A 19,337-nucleotide genomic window follows, 5' to 3' on the forward strand; every position below is an offset into this window, starting at 1 on the left:
GTCGAAAACCGTCTGATCGAAATCGACAAGATCGATCTTGTTGACGGCCAGCACGACGTGGCGGATGCCGAGCAGCGAGGCGATGATCGAATGCCGCCTGGTCTGTCGAAGCACACCCTGCCGGGCATCGATCAGCACGATCGCCAGGTCGGCGGTCGAGGCGCCGGTGGCCATGTTGCGGGTGTATTGCTCGTGGCCAGGTGTGTCGGCGACGATGAATTTGCGCTTCGGCGTGGCAAAGAAACGGTAGGCGACGTCGATGGTGATGCCTTGCTCACGCTCGGCCTCGAGGCCGTCGACCAGCAGTGCGAAATCGATGTCGTCGCCCGTCGTGCCATGCTTGCGCGAATCGCGTTCGAGCGCGGCGAGCTGGTCCTCGAAAATCTGCTTGGTGTCGGACAGCAGGCGCCCGATCAGCGTCGACTTGCCATCATCGACCGAGCCGCAGGTCAGGAAGCGCAGCAGCGACTTCTTCTCCTGCGCCGCCAGATAGTCGCGAACGCCGTCGGTGGGGGCGAGGCTCTTTGCCATGATGTGGCGCATGGTCAAAAGTACCCCTCGCGCTTCTTCTTTTCCATCGAGCCGGCTTCATCGCGGTCGATCAGGCGACCCTGCCGTTCGGATGTCCGTGCCGTCAGCATTTCGCCGACGATGGCTTCCAGCGTGTCGGCTTCCGATTCGATGGCGCCAGTCAGCGGATAGCAGCCAAGCGTGCGGAACCGCACCAGCCGGTTCTCCACTGTCTCGCCGGGGCGGAGTTTCATGCGCTCGTCGTCCCGCAGGATCAGCATGCCGTCGCGTTCCACCACCGGCCGTTCCTTGGCGAAATAGAGCGGCACGATCGGGATACTTTCCTGCAGGATATACTGCCAGATATCCAGCTCGGTCCAGTTCGACAGCGGAAAGACGCGGATCGATTCACCCGATGCGATGCGGGTGTTGAATATCTTCCACATTTCGGGGCGCTGGTTCTTCGGATCCCACACATGCTGGGCATTGCGGAAGGAAAAGATGCGCTCCTTGGCGCGCGATTTCTCCTCGTCGCGACGTGCGCCGCCAAAGGCCGCGTCGAAACCGTATTTGTCGAGCGCCTGGCGCAGCGCCACGGTCTTCATGACATGGGTGTGGGTGTTCGAACCATGGTCGAACGGATTGATGTTGTCGCGCACGCCGTCTTCGTTGACATGAACCAGGAGATCGAAGCCGAGTTTCTGCGCCATCTGATCGCGAAAGGCGATCATCTCGCGGAACTTCCACGTCGTGTCGACGTGAAGAAAGGGAAATGGCGGCTTGGCGGGATAAAACGCCTTCATCGCCAGATGCATCAACACGGATGAATCCTTGCCGACCGAATAGAGCATGACCGGCTTGGCAAAGGCGGCCGCAACCTCGCGGAATATATGGATGGACTCGGCCTCAAGCCGCTGAAGATGCGTAAGCGCTGTTGTCATGGACCGTGGGCGTTCTTTCGTATTTCCAACAGAAGACCTTGCCTCAAATCATCGAGCTTTTGCGCCCGGTTCGAGCCTTGTTTCTGGACAATCTTCCTCGTGCCGGCGTTCTAGCAGATCGCCGTTGTCAAGAACAATGCAAGACTGGCCCGGCCGCACATGGTTCGAGAATGAATTTTCCACAGATACCATCAAACCCGGAAATTCCTGCCCGCAAGCTCAACAACCGAGAAAACGCGGGGAAAATATTGCTTGAATGACCGGCTACGGCTTTCAAGCGACTTCCCTTGGCCGACCGTCGCCTGCCGCCGATTTTCGGTGGCAATCCACCAGATACACTATCGAAAACGGGGGGCGGCCGCTATACCAGCTTCGGCAGCGGGCAAGCGCTTTATGAGGCATGGGCAATTTCGAGGCGAGCGCATTCAACTTCGCTAAACAAGATCCGCCGTATGACACTTGCCGAAAACAGCGAGCCCGAAAATTGAACCGGCTTTCATCCCTCACACAGCAATTCTCGCCTTCGCGGATCAACAACTACTTCTCCATCCTTTGCTTCTTTTTTCCACCGGTTCTGGGGTCGGTGGTCAGCTTTGTGTTCAATGGCGGAGGCCTTTCGTCCGCCCTGCTGATTGCTTTAGGGAAAAGGCGCTTCAACGCCGACCGGCCCATGATCTGGATGACGGTCGCGATCTATGCCTACTGCGCCGCCAATCTCCTGGCGTCCATCGTCAACAACTCGTTTGTCCGGGATGCGCCGCATCTTATCCCGCTCGTCACCTTCCTGTTTTTTCCCGTGTCCTATTCGACCTGGAGCAACACGCAGAAAACCACGCTTGCCCGCATCGTCGTGCTTTCCAGCATGGCCGCCTGCTTTGTCGCGCTGCTCATGGCCGTCATCCAGCAATATTGGATTGGCGTCAGGGCGGAGGGGGGAGCCGGAAATCCGATCGTCTTCGCAACCGTCGTCTGCCTTGCCGTGGTGACGTGTGTGGCTGGCGCCTTGTCCAGTATTGAGCAAGCCCGGACACCCCTCTTCTACGCGACACTGGCCGGGACGATCGCCGTCATCTATTCCGGCTCGCGTACCATCTGGCTGGCACTGCTGATCGCCGGCATAGCCGTCATGTTGATCAACCGGCACAGGCTCAGGGGCAGGAATGCCGTTCGCCTGCTGCTGCTGCTGGCGGCAGTCGGCGTCGTGATCGCCGCTTCCAGCTTCCAGGCGATATCCGGGCGAGTCGACTTTTTGCGCTCCGATTGGGGTGCGCTTGGAGCTAGCGGCAACTACGACACCTCGTTGGGAATACGTGTTGCGCTTTGGGAGATCGGCCTCAAAGCATTCCATGACATGCCACTGTTCGGGCACGGTGTGGGTGCAACCCAGCTTCTGATCAAACAGGGCTTTCATGAGCAGTTCGCGATGGACACAGGCTTCAACCATTTCCACAACGGCTTCCTGACCGCCTTGGTGCAAGCAGGAATTCTGGGCGCCGTGACGCTGGCAGCGATCTTTATCGTTGCTGCTGGAAATGCCGCCCGGGTCTTGCGAAACAGCAGCGATCCGAACGAGCGGTTCGGCGCCACCATGATTATCGTCGTGGTGATCACCTATCTGACGGCCGGAATGACAGGCATCCTGGTCGGCCATGACATTCTGGACTCGGTGCTGATGGTCTTCCTGGTGAGCGGAACATATCTCGCCTCCGGACGTCATGTTCCTTTGCTGGACGAGCCGGCACTTGCACCAGTCACGCAAGACCTTTCTCGGGCAAGGCCATGAAGGTTCTGGTCACGGGCGCGACAGGTTTCATCGGGCGTCTTGTCGTGCGCCACCTTCGCGAAGCCGGTGTCGAGCTTCGCCTCGCCTCCCGCCATCCCGAGAGGCTTGGTTCGGAGAACGAGACTGTGCCGATGCCCGGCTTCGATGCGCCGGCCGCCGCCTTCCTGGAACTGACCCGGCATATGACTGACGTCGTTCATTGCGCTGGCCTCAACAATGATCGGGGAAATGCAACCGAAGCCGATTACCAGGCGGCCAATGTGGAACTGAGCGCAAGGCTGGCGCATGCAGCGGCGGCCCAGATAAGCGGACGTTTCATTCATCTCTCCTCAATCCGGGCGGTGATCGGCGCGCACGTCAGCGCAACGATCGACGAGGACACGCTTCCTGCTCCACAATGCGCCTATGGACGCTCGAAGCGCGAAAGCGAGATCACGGTTTTGGACGCCTATGCGTCGCATGGCCGCTCCGACGCCGCCGTGTTGCGCCTGCCTCCGGTCTATGGAAGCGGCATGAGGGGAAATCTGGCAACGCTGATGCGCCTTGCCGATACGCCGCTGCCGCTGCCGACGGGTGCCTTGACCGGAATCCGTTCGCTGATGTCTTCCGAGGCCGCGGTGCGAGCAGTGTCGCACCTGCTCAGCCATTCCGGGCCGCTTCGCCCGATCTATGTCGGCGCCGATGTGCCGCCGATCGCCCTCGACGCCGTCATCGCCGCCTTTCGCAGAGGTTTGGGGCGGCCTGTGCGCCTGATGGCGGTGCCGGCCGGGCTGATACGGCCGGTGGTGGCCGCACTCGGCAGGCGGGCGTTCTGGGACAGCCTGACCGCGACACAGATATGCGACCCCGCCCTGCTGGTATCGCAGGGGTGGACGCCCGAAGCCGGCACGCTTGAGCGGCTGGCCGAGCTGGCGCGGCTCAGCAGATCCTGACTTTCTTGCTTGACCATGATCTTTTCCAAAAACCGGTTTCCACTTTTGGGATCATGGTCTGCTCAGCTTCGGTAGAGCGTTCCAAACAGGATCCGAAGATCGAGCCAGAACGACGCGGTGCGGAGGTAGGCAGCATCCGTTTGCGCCAAGAGCTCCGGGTTAGACATGTCGATGCCCCTGATCTGGGCCAGGCCTGTTATGCCCGGCAGCGCCGCCAAAACCCCCAGCCGCCTGCGACACTCGATCAATTCCGTCTGGGTCGGCAGGCAGGGCCGCGGCCCGACCAGGCTCATTTCGCCCTTCAAGACGTTCCAGAATTGCGGCAGCTCATCCAGCTTGAACTTCCGCAAGACTTTTCCAACCGATGTCACGGAATCCGCCGGCGCCTCATGCGAGGGTAGCGACGGCGTCCCGACATACATCGTGCGCAACTTGTGGCAGCGGAAAAGCCGACCGTCACGGCCGACCCGCACCTGTGAAAAAATGGCCGGGCCCGGCGACGATGCCCGAACGGCAAGGACGGTGAGCGCCAAGACAGGAGATGTCGCCACCAGCAGCAGAGCCGCACCGGCAAGATCGAAGATTTGCTTGGCTGCCTTCATGAACGGCCGATAGTGCTCCCTGCCGAAGTCCCGAGGCAATGCCGCAGGCCAATGCCGTCAATCCGGTCGACGTAGCATGAGCCGATCTCTTGACCAAGCGCGCCACGCAGCCGTCGCAATGTTCAGATGCGCCCCAGGATGAAGGCGAGATAGAGCCCCAGGTTTCCGGAAACGGTCTGCCGATAGACGCCGCTTCGGCGCAAGCCTGCCAAGCGGCGGAAAAGGCCGCCGTCGCGCCCGCGGGTGAAAAGGTCGAGGCACGCCATCGCCTCCTCGGTCAGGAGGTCGCGATTGACGGCAAGACCGTCAAGGTTGAGGTCCGTCCAGCCGGCGAATTCCCCCTTGAACAGGCGGCCAAGCCGGGACACCCTTGCTTTCCAGGATACGTTGGCGCCGACCAGGTTTGCCGCATGCTGCCGGTAGCGCACCAGCGGCCGCGGATCGTAGCGGACGATGCCACCGGCAGCGGTCACGATGAGATAGGCCCACCAGTCGTGGCTGACGAACCCGGTCCGCATGCAGGCCCTGGCCAGCAGGTCGCGTGCCGCTGCGTTGAGCAGGATGGTGTTGCCGCCGGCGATGCTTTGCACAAGCGCGTTGCGAAAGGTTGGCGGCCGGGCAAACAAAGGCGAATGGCCGACAAGGCTTCCTGTTTCCGTCATGGTCCCGGTTCGCGAACAAAACATCAGCGGGATTTTCGCATCCTGGGTCCGCATCCAGTCGATAGCGCTCTCCAGCCTGTCGGGCTCCCAGATATCATCCTGGTCGCAGAAGGCATAGCAGTCCGCCTCGATGCGTCGATCGACGATCATCGAGCGGAAATTGGCGGCGAAGCCTTGCCGCGGCCCCTCGACGAGCGTCATTCGACCCTTGGGCCGCCAGCGGGATTTCCATGCCTCGATGATGGCGGTCGTGCCATCGGTGGAGCCATCGTCTGAAATCCACAGGTCGACCAGAGGGTGCGACTGCTCGAGCAGGGACTGCAGCTGCTCCTCGATGAAGGCGGCGCCGTCTTTCGTGCCCATCAGGACCGCGATGCGCAGATCATCTTTGCTCACGAGCAAGATCGCTTTCTGATTCTGATTGGATCTACCTCTTTGATTTGGCGCAATTCCCAAAGGTAAGCGCCGTGCGCTTTTCCCGGAATTGTTCTAGGTCGCCTGCCCGGCCGTCTTCGGAATCGCGTCTTGACGTGCACTTGCCCTGGCCTTCTTGGCGCGGTCGAGACCTGCCAATGCGGCGAGCGCGGCAGCCTTGTCCTGGTTTTTCGCCGACTGCTGCAGCGCCGTGAGCGCGACCTGGACATCCGACCATTCCACGACGTCCGTGCTGAGGCCGAAAATCTTCGAGATGCCGAGTTCGACGAGTTCCTCGTCTTCGCCATGCAGCGTTTCGTGGAGTTTTTCACCCGGCCTTATGCCGGTGAACCGGATCGCGACGTCCTTGTATGGGCTCTTTCCGGACAAGCGGATCATCGTTTCGGCCACTTCAAGGATCGGCACCGGCTTGCCCATGTCGAGCATATAGACGGCATAATCGTCTCCGCTCTGCCGCGACGCGGCGTCGGCCGCCGACATGATGACGAGATCGACGGCTTCGGCCACGGTCATGAAATAGCGCGTCATGCGCCGGTCGGTGATGGTGACGGGCCCTCCGGCCTCGATCTGCGCCTGGAATATGGTCGCCACCGAACCATTGCTGCCGAAGACGTTGCCGAACCGCACTGCAATGAACTTGGTGGCCGGGCGACGCCCGCTTGTCTCGCCTGCCGGCGTGCCATGCAAGGCGCTGATGATCTGTTCGGCGGCCCGCTTCGTCATGCCGAGCACTGACGAGGGATCCACCGCCTTGTCGCTCGATATCAGGACAAATTGCGCAACCCCGCACTTGGCGGCGACCTCGGCACAGACGAGCGTTCCGAAGATATTGGTCTGGATGGCCGAATCCCAGTTTTCCTCGAGCAGCGGAACATGCTTGAGGGCCGCGGCATGAAAGATGATGTCCGGCCGGAATTCCGTGACGACACGCGTTATCTGGCGCCGGTCCGCGACATCGACGATGCGGACCTTGAGGCGGTCGTGGTCCTTCTCGTCAACATACTGGCTCAGCTGGAAAATGCCGAACTCGGAGTTGTCGGCCACCAGCACCGCCTCGGCTCCCAGTTCCAGCGACCGCCTGACCAGGGTCTGGCCGATCGAACCGGCACCGCCGGTCACCAGAACGCGTTTGCCCCCCACAAAAGCGCCGATGCGCTGGATGTCGGCCGCGACCGTCGGACGGCGCAGGATCGTTTCCATCTCGACGGTGTCGAGAACCAGCTTTCCGTGCTGTTCCAACTCCGAAAGGCCTGAGAACTGCACCACATTTATATCGCCGTGCCGGGCAATGCGCACGAGTTCCGAATAGTCTTCGATTTCGTGCTCGGCGCCGCTGCCGAAAATCAGCAGGTCCAGGCTTTTGGTGCCGGTCGCATAGTCTTCCAGGACATCGATCAGGCGCGGCATGGTCGCCACCACGGGAACACCTTGAATCCGCGTGCCCAACGGTGCGCCGCGCTCGGTCGCCATGATGCCTGCGATGGAATAGTCCGCCGGTTGCGCCGTGCGGGTGAAGCGAATGATCAGGTCGGCCTCACCGAGCCGGCCGACAAACAGAGCGCGCTTGGCCTGCCTGGCGTCGGTCTTGCGGCTCAGAATCCCCCAGCTCGCGCCGTCACGCAGGAAGCGGTAGAACAGCCGGGGTGCCGATATGATGGTGAAGGAGACGAGGAAGAAGACGATGAACTGACGCTCGTTGAGCCCCGCCACCGGCCGGTAAAAACGCAGCAGCAGCGACGCCATGTAAAGAGTGAACGTCAAAATCGCGCAGCTCTTCAGGATGTTGAAAAAGTCCGGCGTCGAGGCGAAGCGCCAGACGGTGGTGTAGAGGCCGCTGTAGCGGAACAGCAAATGGCTGATGACGACGATGCCCGCCCATGTCGCCAGACCCTCGTTGGAGAGCGCTTCGAACGAAAGATTCGACCGCGAAAGGATAAGGCTGAGCGCCACGGCCACCAGGACCATGACCACGTCCTGGACCATGATGAAGGCGCGCCGCATCTGTGGCCTGAGCCCGAACACAGCTTCTAGGTGGGAATTCATTGGACGGCACTAGACTCCAGGCTCAAGGGCATCGACACCAGCGAAGTGCGAACACGAAGATACTTCGCGACCAATCCACCTTAAGTGCCATCCCCGGCCCCCGCCGTGGTGTATCGCATACTGCGGGGCGGAGGGCATAGCTAGAGATTTTTTCGGGAAGAGGCGTCCAGTGGAGAACATGGATCATGCTGGGGCGATTGCCGCAAAGGAAACATTATCAAGAGCTAATATATAAGTCACACAGCATCAGCATGCGTTCAGTTTTGCCGCAGTTGACTCTGCTCCCCACCGCGTTACGACGCAATGCGTTGCCATATGCCCATCGAAATGGCTATTAGAGCCGGGCTTGGTGGTTCGCTATGGCCAGCGAAGAATAATGCGCCAGAATAACGGATTGCGATACTCTCAGCTATGATTGCGGCACTAAACGGCGCTTTTGACGACATCTCAAAGGCCATGAGATTACACCGGGTCTGGATCGCGCTTGCCCACGAGGACATCGGCGACCAGCACAGACGCACGACGCTCGGCCCGCTTTGGATGCTGGTAAACTACGTCGCCTTCGTGGGCACATTCGTTTTCGTGTTCCAGCCTGCCGGAAAGGGGGCCGCGGGTTATGCCGCCTATGTCGCGATCGGCCTTCTGGTATGGTTCTACCTGATGGAAGTCATGTCCATGAGCGTGGCGCTCTTTCAGCGCGAAGAGAGCTTCATCGAAGGCACGACACTGCCTTTGTTTGTTTATGTGATGCGACTGGCATTGCAGTCCGCCATCAGGGCGGGTTATGCGATCGCAGGTTGCGTTGTCATTCTGGTCATGAGCGGCTCCCCGGTCGCAACTCCATGGCTGTGGTCACTGGTAGGATTGTTGCTGATCTTGTTCGCCACACCCGCTCTTGTCACCGTCTTCGCGTTTCTCGGAGCTTTCTTTCCCGACAGCCAGTTCATCGTTGGCAACCTGCTGCGGGTCGGCATGTTCTTCACGCCCGTCTTCTGGATGAACAACGGTCACGACCCCATCCAAAAATACGCCTATGAGTGGAACCCGTTCACTTATTTTCTGGAGATCGTCCGTTTGCCGGTCATCAATGGAGAATTTCCAGCTCATGCTTTCACTGTAACTATCATTGCATCTTTGGTTACATGGGCGATTGCATTGCTGCTGCTCGGCCGATACCGCAAACAAGTCGTCTTCCTCATCTGAGTTTTCCATGGTTTCTATCAAGCTGGACAACGTTAGCCTTGTTTACAAGCTGCACGAGAAGCTGACGCTTTCCGCGCCGGATCGTCGTGTGGCTGGGCCAGGCGGCAGAATCGAAAGCTCGGGCAGAAAGCAGTTTGTGCAGGCGCTCGACGGCGTCAGTTTCGAATTGAAGGCCGGCGACCGACTGGGCCTGGTCGGCCCAAACGGGGCCGGCAAGACTACCCTTCTCAAGGTGCTGTACGGGATCTACGAGCCATCCGGGGGAAGCGTCGCGATCGAAGGCAAAGTCGACGCCCTATTCAACATCAACATAGGCTTCCGTCGTGAGGCCACAGGGCGCAGGAACATCATGCTGCGTGGGTTGATCAGCGGTTGGACGGAAGCCGAGATCGAAGAGAAGATGGAGGACATCATCGCCTTCAGCGAACTCGGGGATTTCATTGATCTGCCGTTCAAGGCCTACAGCCAGGGCATGGCCGCGCGACTGGCCTTTTCGGCGGCGACCGCGCTCGATCCCGAGATTCTGTTGATGGATGAGTGGATCGGCGCCGGCGACGCGTCATTCCAGGACAAGGCCAAACGGCGCATGGACGAACTGGCGGAAAAGGCGGGCATCATCGTTCTGGCCAGCCATAGCGAGGCTCTTATCCAAAGTGTGTGCACGAAAAAACTGACACTCAAAGGGGGTCGGATCGAATCGTTCACGGCAGAGCCGATCAAGCGTGCAGGGAAGGTGTCCAAAGCCTAATCCTTTCCGCGTACTGGGTAGCGAGACTGACATATGACGAAACAAGAAGCCGTTCCGATGAACGATTTGAAGCGCCTGTATCAGCGCTATCAGGTCGAGATCGAGCATGAAGTAACCAGCACGTTGCGTTCCGGATGGTGGCTCAATGGCGCGGCCGGCAAAAAATTCGCTGCAAATTTTTCCAAGTTCATAGGTGTTTCGGAATGCGTCCTCGTGGCCAACGGCACGGATGCGCTCGAACTTGCGTTGGCCGCGGTCACCACGCGCGGACGCGAGGTTGTCGTCGCGGCCAATGCCGGGGGCTATGCCAGTTGCGCCTGCTGGCACAACGATCTCATTCCGCACTATGTCGACATCGAACCGGCCAGCCAGCTCGTGGACATTCAATCGGTGCTGAAAGCAGCCAGCGTAGATACCGCTGCGATCGTCGTCACCCACCTTTATGGCGGCGTTGTCGATGTCCGCGCCATCAGGGACGGACTTGACCAGGCTGGCCTCTCGCACATTCCAATCGTGGAGGATTGCGCGCAGGCGCACGGGGCGAGAATAGGAAGCGACGTTGCGGGTTCGCTGGGAGATATCTCCACTTTCAGCTTTTACCCGACGAAAAATCTCGGAGCCATGGGTGACGGCGGCGCCGTTCTCACCTCCGACACGGTAATCGCCGGGCATGTACGGCAACTGCAGCAATATGGCTGGAGTTCAAAATATCACGTCGGCGTGCCCTATGGCCGCAACTCTCGCATGGACGAAGTTCAAGCTGCGATACTGGACGTTCTGCTGGGCGATGTGGATAGCCGCAACCGGCAGCGGCGCGGCATCCTGAGCCAGTACAAGTCGGTTGCCGGACGTCGATTGCAATTCCTGGAAGGCGGCGACGGCGCTGTTGCGCACCTCGCCGTCGCGCTCTGCGACGACCGGGATTCATTCAGAGCGTTTATGAAAGAGCGCGGCATCGACACCGACATTCACTATCCTGTGCTGGATTGCGACCAGGTCGGCTGGGCGGATCTGCCGATGAAGGGAAGCGAAAATCTCGCCGTTTCAAGGGCCAGCGTCAGCCGTCTTTGTTCCGTCCCCTGCTATCCGGACATGACGAGTGACGAAATAGAGCAAGTGTGCCTGGCCCTGCGCGAATGGGAGGCAATGTGACGACACGCTCGATCGTTTTCCCGATCTATCGAAATCAGGCTAACATCCCTTCCCTTCTGCAGGCGGTCGCCGATTTCCATTCCAGATATCAAGGCGACATCGAGTTCGTCTTCGTTGTCGACGGATCACCGGATGAATCCGGCCCTCTGCTGGTCGAGGAATTGAAAGCCTCGGGCTACGATTACAAGATCATTTTCCATAGCCGGAACTTTGGCTCGTTCACCGCAATTCGAACCGGGCTCGAACACGCGTCGGGTGATCAGGTCGCGGCCATGGCCGCCGACCTGCAGGAGCCGCCAGAACTGATCGTCGAGTTCTTTTCGAAGCTGGAAAAGGATGAGGCTGACGTCGTGTTTGGGCAGCGAACCGGGCGTAGCGATCCGCCCTTGACCAAATTTCTGTCGAGGGCTTTCTGGACGGCCTACCGCAGGCTGGTCCTGCCCAGCATGCCGAGTGGCGGGGTGGATATCTTTGCCTGCAATCGCCAGGTTCTGGAAGCGATCCTGTCGATCGAGGAGCCGAACAGCTCGCTTGTCGTGCAATTGTTCTGGGTCGGGTTCAGGCGGAAATTCGTGCCCTATCGGCGGCGCGAACGAGAGCATGGAACAAGCGCCTGGGGCATGGCACGGCGTTTCCGGTACATGATGGACAGCATTTTCTCGTTCTCCGATTTCCCGATCATGCTCACACTCTGGGTGGGTTTTGCAGGCTGTGTGCTAAGTCTTCTATTTGCAGTCGTTACCGTGATTGCGCGGCTGCTTGGCAATATCGACCCCGCTGGCTATACGACACTGGTGCTGCTGATCACGGGCTTCGGTTCGGCCAGTCTGCTGGTTCAGGGGATTCTTGGTTGCTATCTCTGGCGGGCTGTTGAAAACACCAAGTCGCGCCCACTCAGGATCATCAGCCGCGTCATTGACGGAACTGCCAAATGACCGACAAGCCTTTTTTCGTCCACGAGCGTGGTATCTGCGAAAGCCCCCATGTCGGCGACGGAACGCGTATCTGGGCCTTCGCCCACGTGCTGCCTGGTGCTGTGATCGGCTCGAGCTGCAACATCTGCGATCACGTTTTCATCGAGAACGACGTGATCGTCGGCGATGACGTGACCATCAAGAGCGGCGTCCAGCTGTGGGACGGGGTACGCCTGGGCAATCGTGTATTTGTCGGCCCGAATGCGACCTTCACCAACGATCGCTTCCCGCGCTCCAGGGAATATCCCGAGACGTTTCTGCAAACGACGGTCGAAGACGGCGCATCGATCGGCGCCAACGCGACAATCCTGCCAGGTATTGTCATCGGCCGCGACGCGATGATCGGCGCCGGCGCCGTGGTGACCAAGAACGTTCCCGCCAATGCCGTTGTGGTCGGAAATCCTGCCGTCATCATCGGCTACCAGACCGGCCCGCAGATCGTGCCGGCGGTGACGCAAACCTTCCCAGGCACTGTTGGCGAGAAAATGTCGCTTGGGGTCGGCGGCAGCGAACTTTGGCGGCTGCCGCATTTTGGCGATCTGCGGGGCGAACTCGCGCCGCTGGAATTCGGTTCGAATCTCCCGTTCAAGCCGGCCCGGTCCTTCCTGGTCTATGGCGTGCCGTCCGACAAGGTCAGAGGTGAGCATGCGCATCGCGAGTGCCATCAATTCCTCATCGCGGCTCATGGCCGCCTTTCGGTTGTCGTCGATGACGGCCATGACAGAAAGGAGGTTTCGTTGACCGAACCGTCGATCGGCCTCTACCTTCCACCCGGAATCTGGGGGATCCAGTACAAGTTCCAGCCGGACACAGTGCTTCTGGTCATGGCTTCACATCCCTACGATGCCGGCGACTACATCAGGGGCTACACGGATTTCCTGGATACGGTCAGGCAGGATGGCCGCTGATCGCATTGGCGGGGACGCTGTCCGGTTCCTTGTCGCCGGCGGCCTGAACACCGCCCTGACCAGCCTTGTCTATTTTGCCGGTCTTTCCGTGCTCCCTTCGAGTTTGTCTTACGCGCTCGCCTGGCTGGCAGGCCTCGTGTTTGTGATGGTGTTCTATCCCGATCGCGTCTTTCCTGGAGGTCGCGCGGGCATCGCCGATCGACTGGCGATCGGCGCCTCGATTGCTGTCGTGTTCGTGCTCGGACTGGCAACCCTTAAAACTCTTGAAAGCGTGCTGCAAAACACCGCGGCGGCATTCTTCGTCACCCTAGCCGTCACGACCGTCCTCAACTTCGTGATTTCTCGATGGATACTCCGCAGATCATGAACCAATGCCTTCCGACAGGGGTGCAGACGGGTGCGCGAGCGCGAAGTTACAAATCAAGGAAGATAGTGCTTGACGAAGGCCGCGACATCGGTGGAAAGACGCCGGCTCGAACCAGAGGGATTTGCAGTGCAGCCTAACTTCCGGACTTCCGCGATTTATCTGCTGCTAATTTTCTGCGGGATATATTTTTTTGAGTTGTCGTCTTTTCCACTATCAACGGATGAAGAACTCGCAGCGCTTAGGACAGACCCCTCGGTATGGGTAGCCCAAGGACGGTGGGGGGCATATCTGCTTGAAATGTTTCTGCTGCAACAGCCGACCATGCCATTTGTGGCGCCAGCTCTTTTCGGACTTGGTTGTGTTGCTTCGTATCTGATCGTCATCAAGCTCGTTCGCCCAGACGCGGAATTCCTGACCGCGAACGACTATTTCCTCTTTCCAATATTTTGCGCATTCCCAACATGGTTTTTCTTGTCGGAGTTCTATTCGAACATAGGCTCCATCGGAGTTGCGTTGGCGGCTTGTACACTATCGGTTTGGCTAACTCTCGGGCACCGGAGACCGGCCACTCCGGTGGTGTTCGGCGCCATCGTCTGCGGCGCCTTCGCCATCTCAATTTACCAGAGTTTCATACTCGGCATTCCAGTGATGGGGGCCGGCATTATCCTGGCTCGTACATGGCGCAATAATGAGCCCATAAACAGACAGGACCTCGTGCTGCTGGTCACCCTCATCATCGGCGCGTCCATAGCCTATGCTGCCGGAAACTTCGTCTTCAAATTCTTCATCCCCGCTCAAAACGCATATTTCGACGGCATTCTCCAAATTGGCGAATTCTTTGCCAATCCGGTCGTGATCATTGGCCGCACCCTCGATACAGTGGGGGGAGTCTATGGGTTCAATCAACGCACCTACCAAGGGATGCTCTGGGCGGTGCCAGCCCTTCTTTTGTTGGGAGGGTTCTCTGCAATTCTAGAAAATGGTTGGAGCAAAGAGCGCCGCTCGGTAATCCTCATATGCGCGCTGGGAATATTGCTGGCGCCGTTTGCAATGGATCTTCTAGGCGCTGGCCGGCTGCCCATCAGAAGCCTGGTTGCCGTGCCGTTTGCTGTTTGGCTATTCGGCTATTTTGCGCTGGAGAGCCGGAGGCAATGGATAAGAATGGCGTCCTCTGTCTTCCTTGGTATCTTCATCTTCCAAACTGTTGTGATCCACAATTCCTATCAAGCCACTGAGCTTTTTGTTGGGCGACACGATGCACTGATGGCGGCGTCCGTGTATGACCAAATAGCAGCATCGCCTGGTTTCGATGCGGCGAAAACCTATCCAATAGCGATCTTTGGCTCGTTGTCTTTCGTCACCGTCTATCCGCAGCCGCCATCGTCCACGATCGGCCAATCGTTTTTTCATGACAACCCGTGGCGGATTGCCAGTTACATGAAACTTTTAGGCTACTCCAAGGTGAGCGGCCCCACCTTGGAGCAGATCGACAATACGATAGTTGAGGCGTCACGAATGCCAGTCTGGCCGACCCCAGGAAGTGTCATAATCAAAAATGACGTTGCATTACTTCGTCTCAGCGACGAGCCAAGCGCCGATAACAGGGCTGCTCTTCAAAGAGCGAAAGCCGCAAACCCGTGACAAGATTTGAAGACCAATTCCAGCGTGGGCGTGATCTTCGTTCGACGTTAAAAGTATCGGTTATTGCGGCTTGCTGGCTATCGGGGATTGAATGAACGTCGACGTAGTTCGAGGGCAAGCCGGAGATGCTTCGGCGCGTTTTGAGCTTTCTGGACTTCTCGCAATGCGCTGCTACGCAGCGCTATCGATTTTCCTTGTTCATCTGATTGCACTGCCAAAGCTGCCGATTCCCACCTACCTTTGGTTTCTACCTGCGCATTTTGGCAATGGAGTGCCGCTGTTTTACATAGTCAGCGCATTCGGCCTCTTTGTCGGGTATCGCGGCAGGATCAAGACGCGGCAGGAATTGCGAGAATTCTACCTGCGGCGCTTCCTGCGCATCGCGCCGCTATTCTATTTCATAATGCTGTTCTACGTCCCGTTCTGCTGGACAATGTGGGGAACAACAATCCCTCTTTCCCAATTCGTCAGTTCAGCACTGTTCATCTTCAACTTTGTGCCGAACCACGTCGCGGGATTCGTCATGGCGTCATGGTCGATCGGTGTCGAGATGGCGTTCTATGCCATCCTGCCGCTGCTGGTTTTCGCCATCACCGGACTTGCACGATCTTTGGTGCTTCTTGCCGTAGCGGTGTTCTTGTCGGCAAACTGGGATTTGGCATTCCACGGAACGGAGGGGGCGCTGGCGCTCTTTGGACAACTTTCTCTGATGGCCCACCTGTTCTACTTCGCTGCAGGGATAGCGGGGTGTTATGCATGGCTCGGGCTTCGTCGCACTTCACCGCAGATTGGCCGGATAGTCTTTGCCGCCAGCCTTCTGACAATCGCTGGCCTGATTTGTTTCGCGAGCCAGATCGCCGTATTAATCGGAACGATGTTGGGGCCAAGCGGCGGTTCCGGCGTCAAAGCCATCTGGGCGGTGGCGTTGACAGGCGCCGTCGTGGGAGTTTCCTTGTATCCGCAAAAGTGGTTCGTGAACCCGGCTGCGAAGCTGCTCGGCAATGCCAGTTTCAGCATCTATCTCTGGCATCCCGTCGTCATTGTCATCCTTGATCGCCTGGGTCTGTATCACACGATCTACGCATCCTTCGATGGGGTATCCATACCGTTCCTTGCCTCATTGATAGCAACGCTCGCAGTGTTGATACCGCTATCGTTACTGAGCTATCGCTATATCGAGCGGCCTGGCATGGCTTTGGGGGCTCGCTTTAACCGTCTCGGGGCGGCCTGACGGACCTTTGCATCTTGCAACGCTGCAGTTGCCAATGTCGACCAAGGTAAGGCGGTGGCATAGCGTCATCTTTCGAAGGTTGGGACAGCTCTATTGAGATTTCTAATCCAAGTCTCTAGACCGTGGATTGACCGTTCGTTGGGCTGGTACTCTGTGGTGATTCCTTTGGCTGTCGATTGGTTGAAAGCGGCTCGGCGCGTGCTACATGGTTACGCCACCTCAGAGACTGCCAAAAATATGGAGCCCCGCATGTTTTCCACGGCCGTCCCGCATTTGAATGCCGCAGAACGCGCGGCGGCCGACGGATGCACGGTTGAAGAGGCGCTCGTTTTCCTACGCCGAATGAGCCTAGACGACTTCGGCCTTCTCATGATTTCCTTGCCGAACAAGGACTATCCAAGTCTGTCACGTCTCCTGCCCGCCATGGCTAGCGACGAGGTGCAAAAGACCTGGACCGGAGCATCTGGCCTCGACCTGTTTCGGCAGACTTCTGCGTTCGCGCGTCAATTGGAAAACAACTTCACCAGGTATACTAAGGCGCCGCTGGCGGACTCTGACATCCTCGACTTTGGCTGTGGTTACGGGCGTATCTTGCGCATGATGTACTACTACAGCAATCCAGCCAAGATCTGGGGTGTTGATGCTTGGGACAAATCCCTCGACCTTTGCCGAGAGGCAAGATTACCCGGCATGTTCGCTCAATCGGAGCGGATACCTTCTGCGATGCCTGTTAGTGATCAAAAATTTGATCTGATTTTTGCCTTCTCGATATTCACACATCTTGCGCCTTCGACCGCGAGAGCCTGTCTCGCGGCTCTTCGCAAGCACATCAAGCCTGAAGGGTTGTTCGTGGCCACCATTCGGCCTATCGAATTCTGGCCGTTTATCGATGGAATTCGGCGAACTTCCGTCGCTCCTAAAATGCAAGCGGACCACCGTCGTCATGGATTTGCGTATCTCCCCCACGGTGGCGTCGAAGGCGAAACGTATGGCGACATCTCTTGCGAGATCGACTTCTTGAGGGGAGGCGGTTGGGCGGTTGTCGGACATGATCGATCAGTACTCGATCCATTCCAAGTGTCGGTCCTGATGAGGCCTGATCCTCTATGAATTTTGATTTTCTCTTTATCGTGACCTATGGGCGATCTGGCTCAACTTTGCTTCAGGGGATATTGAACACCATCCCAAGCGTGCTCATCCGAGGCGAAAATGCCGGCGCTCTTCACGGACTTATCAAGTCCTGGGAGGCGGTAAAGATTGCGCAGGACTTGTTCTCCGCCGAAAGCGACAAGTCCACCAGTCCATGGTTTGGAGCTGCCGATATGGACCTCGATTCGTACGGACAAGATCTTACCGCCAGTTTCATTCGGAATATCCTGAAAACGCCGCCAGATACTCGAGTCACTGGCTTCAAGGAAATCCGCTACCATTTCGCCGCTGACGAACTGGCGTTTGAGTTGAAGTTCATGCGGCGGTTTTTCCGGCGGAGTGCTTTCCTGATCAACACACGAGATCTGGAAGCCACGATCGCAAGCAGCAAAAGAGCTGGCCATGATATCTCAGAAGAGGACCTGATCGCTGTTGATCAGTTACTTCGCGATACGGTAAAATCATCAGCAAGTGACGTTTTCCACGTCCACTATGACGACTATCGCAACGATCCTGGCCGCCTTAGACCGCTATTTGACTTCCTTGGCGCCTATTTCGATGAGGTCGCCTTGCAAAATGTTTTAACGACAAAGCACTCGAACTAGGCGAAGGTGCAGTCGTTGTCGTGCCGGCAGAGTACTTAAATGCCGCTTCAGTGATTTCGCGAATTGCGGTCCATGATTGACTGCAACCAGGCTCGTGCTACATGAGCTCGGCAAGTCGATAGGCTTGCGAGGGCCGTCGGGATAGGATTCAGAAAGTGACCTTGGCGACGCAATCAGCTTTCCGTCACGATATCACGGCGAGTTATCGCATCATCGAAAACGCTACAGTAACCCAGACCGTCTTCGACAAGTCCTCGATGACCTATCAGGGCGCGGTCTACGACCCAGCCGGGGCGCTGGTGTTCCATTCGCTGCGACCAGGCTCGCCTGTCTCAAATTACCGGCCGGATATCTCTATTTCACGACGTCGCGATCCTATACCTAATTCCCTGCGCTTTGACGTGGCGATCTATGGTGGCCATTTCTTCTATGCGTGGGGCCACTTCCTAATCGAAACGCTTTCGACCGCAGCCTTGGTGGACGAATTCCCAAATGTTCCAGTGATCTTCTCGCCATATGAAATCGTAGGGCAAAACGAGTGGACGGAAGGCTACCAAAGGCACACGATGCCAATCCTCCGCGCGGCCGGTTGGGGAGAACGGGAAATCGTTGTCTCACCGAAACCGATGTTGGTAGGGAGGTTATATGTACCTCAGCGCCTTACATCATTCGGAGTCGCAAGCCCAACAGTTCACTTAGCGATGGCTACCGTCTATGACCGAATCCGATCCAACTTAGCCCGGCAGCAAAGCGACGAGACAGTGGTTGCCATGAGAGCAGAAGACCATCGACGCTGGCATCCTTCAGAAAGATCCATATATCAGGCGCTCTCCAACCGTGGCGCTCTGACCATCCTGCCTCAGAACATGACTACCGAGGCGCAGGTTGCGTCTATTTCGAGAGCAAGGACGCTAATTGGTTTCACCGGAAGCGTCTTGCACAACTCTGTCTTCATGGCCAAGGGTACGCAAGTGATCGAGATTGGAGATCGTTCCGACCGAGAAACTGCGGATCCGATGCAGAGCGAGCTTTGCCGAATTTGTGATCAAAAGCTTGTTTTTGTTCCTGGATTCGATGGGGAACCGCGATCCGCCGATGATCTACTCTCCGCAATCAATTCTTCTGCTTTTGTGCCCTAAAGCTGCGGGAGCCGCTTCAGCATCAGACCTCCGCTTGAATTGAAATCTGTGGGCTGATGGCCTCATCCGAGTTCAATCGTCGACCTCAGCCTGGCCGCTGCACGAGCGTCACGCAATCCAGTCGCCCACTCCTCCCCACTGAATGATATTGCTTTCGCGGACGATAAGGCCCGTACCTTTGTCTTCGTCCCAAAACAGATGCGCCCAGCGCTCAGCATTGTCATAATATTGGCTTTCGGCCCAAGCGGCACCGACGACTGCCACGGACTTATCAAGCTTTTTGGTCAAACCGGAATTGGCCATATTGGTGGC

At 57.9% G+C, this 19,337-nt stretch carries 19 protein-coding genes; 13 read left to right on the forward strand and 6 right to left on the reverse strand.

Features of this window, described 5'->3' with window-relative positions; genetic code table 11:
* A partial coding sequence (locus tag EN955_RS18880) for a GTP-binding protein (protein WP_164769894.1) occupies positions 1–543 on the reverse strand: 543 nt, incomplete at its 3' end.
* 2 nt (positions 544–545) lie between these two features.
* Entirely contained in the window at positions 546–1,451 is a 906-nt protein-coding gene (gene cysD / locus EN955_RS18885; protein WP_024503687.1) for a sulfate adenylyltransferase subunit CysD, read from the reverse strand.
* Between the two features lie 484 nt (positions 1,452–1,935).
* Here cysD and EN955_RS18890 point away from each other — a divergent pair, with 484 nt between their 5' ends.
* Both EN955_RS18890 and EN955_RS18895 read left to right on the forward strand, forming a co-directional pair.
* Positions 1,936–3,234 (forward strand): O-antigen ligase, encoded by a 1,299-nt coding sequence (locus tag EN955_RS18890; RefSeq protein ID WP_024503686.1) that lies wholly within the window; start codon positions 1,936–1,938, stop codon positions 3,232–3,234.
* Positions 3,231–4,166: an NAD-dependent epimerase/dehydratase family protein gene (locus EN955_RS18895; protein WP_024503685.1), complete on the forward strand. Its 936-nt coding sequence runs from the start codon at positions 3,231–3,233 to the stop codon at positions 4,164–4,166. The genes EN955_RS18890 and EN955_RS18895 overlap by 4 nt, the downstream gene beginning before the upstream one ends.
* 62 nt (positions 4,167–4,228) lie before the next feature.
* Here EN955_RS18895 and EN955_RS18900 read toward each other — a convergent pair whose 3' ends face one another.
* The 3 genes from EN955_RS18900 to EN955_RS18910 all read right to left on the reverse strand — a co-directional run bounded on the left by EN955_RS18900 (position 4,229) and on the right by EN955_RS18910 (position 7,908).
* Positions 4,229–4,768 (reverse strand): sugar transferase, encoded by a 540-nt coding sequence (locus EN955_RS18900; RefSeq protein ID WP_024503684.1) that lies wholly within the window; start codon positions 4,766–4,768, stop codon positions 4,229–4,231.
* A gap of 122 nt (positions 4,769–4,890) precedes the next feature.
* A complete protein-coding gene (locus EN955_RS18905; RefSeq protein ID WP_024503683.1) occupies positions 4,891–5,826 on the reverse strand; it encodes a glycosyltransferase family 2 protein in 936 nt (311 codons plus the stop codon).
* 93 nt (positions 5,827–5,919) lie between these two features.
* On the reverse strand, positions 5,920–7,908 hold the full coding sequence (locus tag EN955_RS18910) for a nucleoside-diphosphate sugar epimerase/dehydratase (protein WP_024503682.1): 1,989 nt from the start codon (positions 7,906–7,908) through the stop codon (positions 5,920–5,922).
* Between the two features lie 411 nt (positions 7,909–8,319).
* Here EN955_RS18910 and EN955_RS18915 point away from each other — a divergent pair, with 411 nt between their 5' ends.
* The 11 genes from EN955_RS18915 (at position 8,320) to EN955_RS18965 (ending at position 19,025) form a co-directional block, all read left to right on the forward strand.
* Entirely contained in the window at positions 8,320–9,111 is a 792-nt protein-coding gene (locus tag EN955_RS18915) for an ABC transporter permease (RefSeq protein ID WP_024503681.1), read from the forward strand.
* 7 nt (positions 9,112–9,118) lie between these two features.
* On the forward strand, positions 9,119–9,859 hold the full coding sequence (locus EN955_RS18920; RefSeq protein WP_024503680.1) for an ABC transporter ATP-binding protein: 741 nt from the start codon (positions 9,119–9,121) through the stop codon (positions 9,857–9,859).
* 33 nt (positions 9,860–9,892) lie between these two features.
* Positions 9,893–11,011 (forward strand): DegT/DnrJ/EryC1/StrS family aminotransferase, encoded by a 1,119-nt coding sequence (locus EN955_RS18925; protein WP_024503679.1) that lies wholly within the window; start codon positions 9,893–9,895, stop codon positions 11,009–11,011.
* Positions 11,008–11,946 (forward strand): glycosyltransferase family 2 protein, encoded by a 939-nt coding sequence (locus tag EN955_RS18930; protein ID WP_024503678.1) that lies wholly within the window; start codon positions 11,008–11,010, stop codon positions 11,944–11,946. The genes EN955_RS18925 and EN955_RS18930 overlap by 4 nt, the downstream gene beginning before the upstream one ends.
* Positions 11,943–12,893 (forward strand): WxcM-like domain-containing protein, encoded by a 951-nt coding sequence (locus tag EN955_RS18935; protein WP_024503677.1) that lies wholly within the window; start codon positions 11,943–11,945, stop codon positions 12,891–12,893. Before EN955_RS18930 ends, EN955_RS18935 begins: the two co-directional genes overlap by 4 nt.
* Complete coding sequence (locus tag EN955_RS18940) at positions 12,883–13,260, forward strand: GtrA family protein (RefSeq protein WP_024503676.1); 378 nt, start codon at positions 12,883–12,885, stop codon at positions 13,258–13,260. Before EN955_RS18935 ends, EN955_RS18940 begins: the two co-directional genes overlap by 11 nt.
* 69 nt (positions 13,261–13,329) lie before the next feature.
* A complete protein-coding gene (locus EN955_RS18945; RefSeq protein WP_024503675.1) occupies positions 13,330–14,901 on the forward strand; it encodes a glucosyltransferase domain-containing protein in 1,572 nt (523 codons plus the stop codon).
* 91 nt (positions 14,902–14,992) lie between these two features.
* Entirely contained in the window at positions 14,993–16,132 is a 1,140-nt protein-coding gene (locus tag EN955_RS18950; protein WP_081714308.1) for an acyltransferase, read from the forward strand.
* 249 nt (positions 16,133–16,381) lie between these two features.
* Complete coding sequence (locus EN955_RS18955) at positions 16,382–17,242, forward strand: class I SAM-dependent methyltransferase (protein ID WP_164752810.1); 861 nt, start codon at positions 16,382–16,384, stop codon at positions 17,240–17,242.
* Positions 17,239–17,886 (forward strand): sulfotransferase, encoded by a 648-nt coding sequence (locus EN955_RS18960; protein WP_024503672.1) that lies wholly within the window; start codon positions 17,239–17,241, stop codon positions 17,884–17,886. The genes EN955_RS18955 and EN955_RS18960 overlap by 4 nt, the downstream gene beginning before the upstream one ends.
* A gap of 155 nt (positions 17,887–18,041) precedes the next feature.
* Positions 18,042–19,025 (forward strand): glycosyltransferase 61 family protein, encoded by a 984-nt coding sequence (locus EN955_RS18965; RefSeq protein WP_127218613.1) that lies wholly within the window; start codon positions 18,042–18,044, stop codon positions 19,023–19,025.
* A gap of 108 nt (positions 19,026–19,133) precedes the next feature.
* Here the strand turns inward: EN955_RS18965 and EN955_RS18970 are convergent, their stop codons facing one another.
* Positions 19,134–19,328, reverse strand: coding sequence for a hypothetical protein (locus EN955_RS18970; RefSeq protein ID WP_024503670.1), 195 nt, complete (start codon positions 19,326–19,328; stop codon positions 19,134–19,136).
* Positions 19,329–19,337: the final 9 nt, after the last annotated feature.

The sequence above is a fragment of the Mesorhizobium sp. M7A.F.Ca.CA.001.04.2.1 genome, assembly GCF_003998485.1.
Classification (GTDB): domain Bacteria; phylum Pseudomonadota; class Alphaproteobacteria; order Rhizobiales; family Rhizobiaceae; genus Mesorhizobium; species Mesorhizobium ciceri.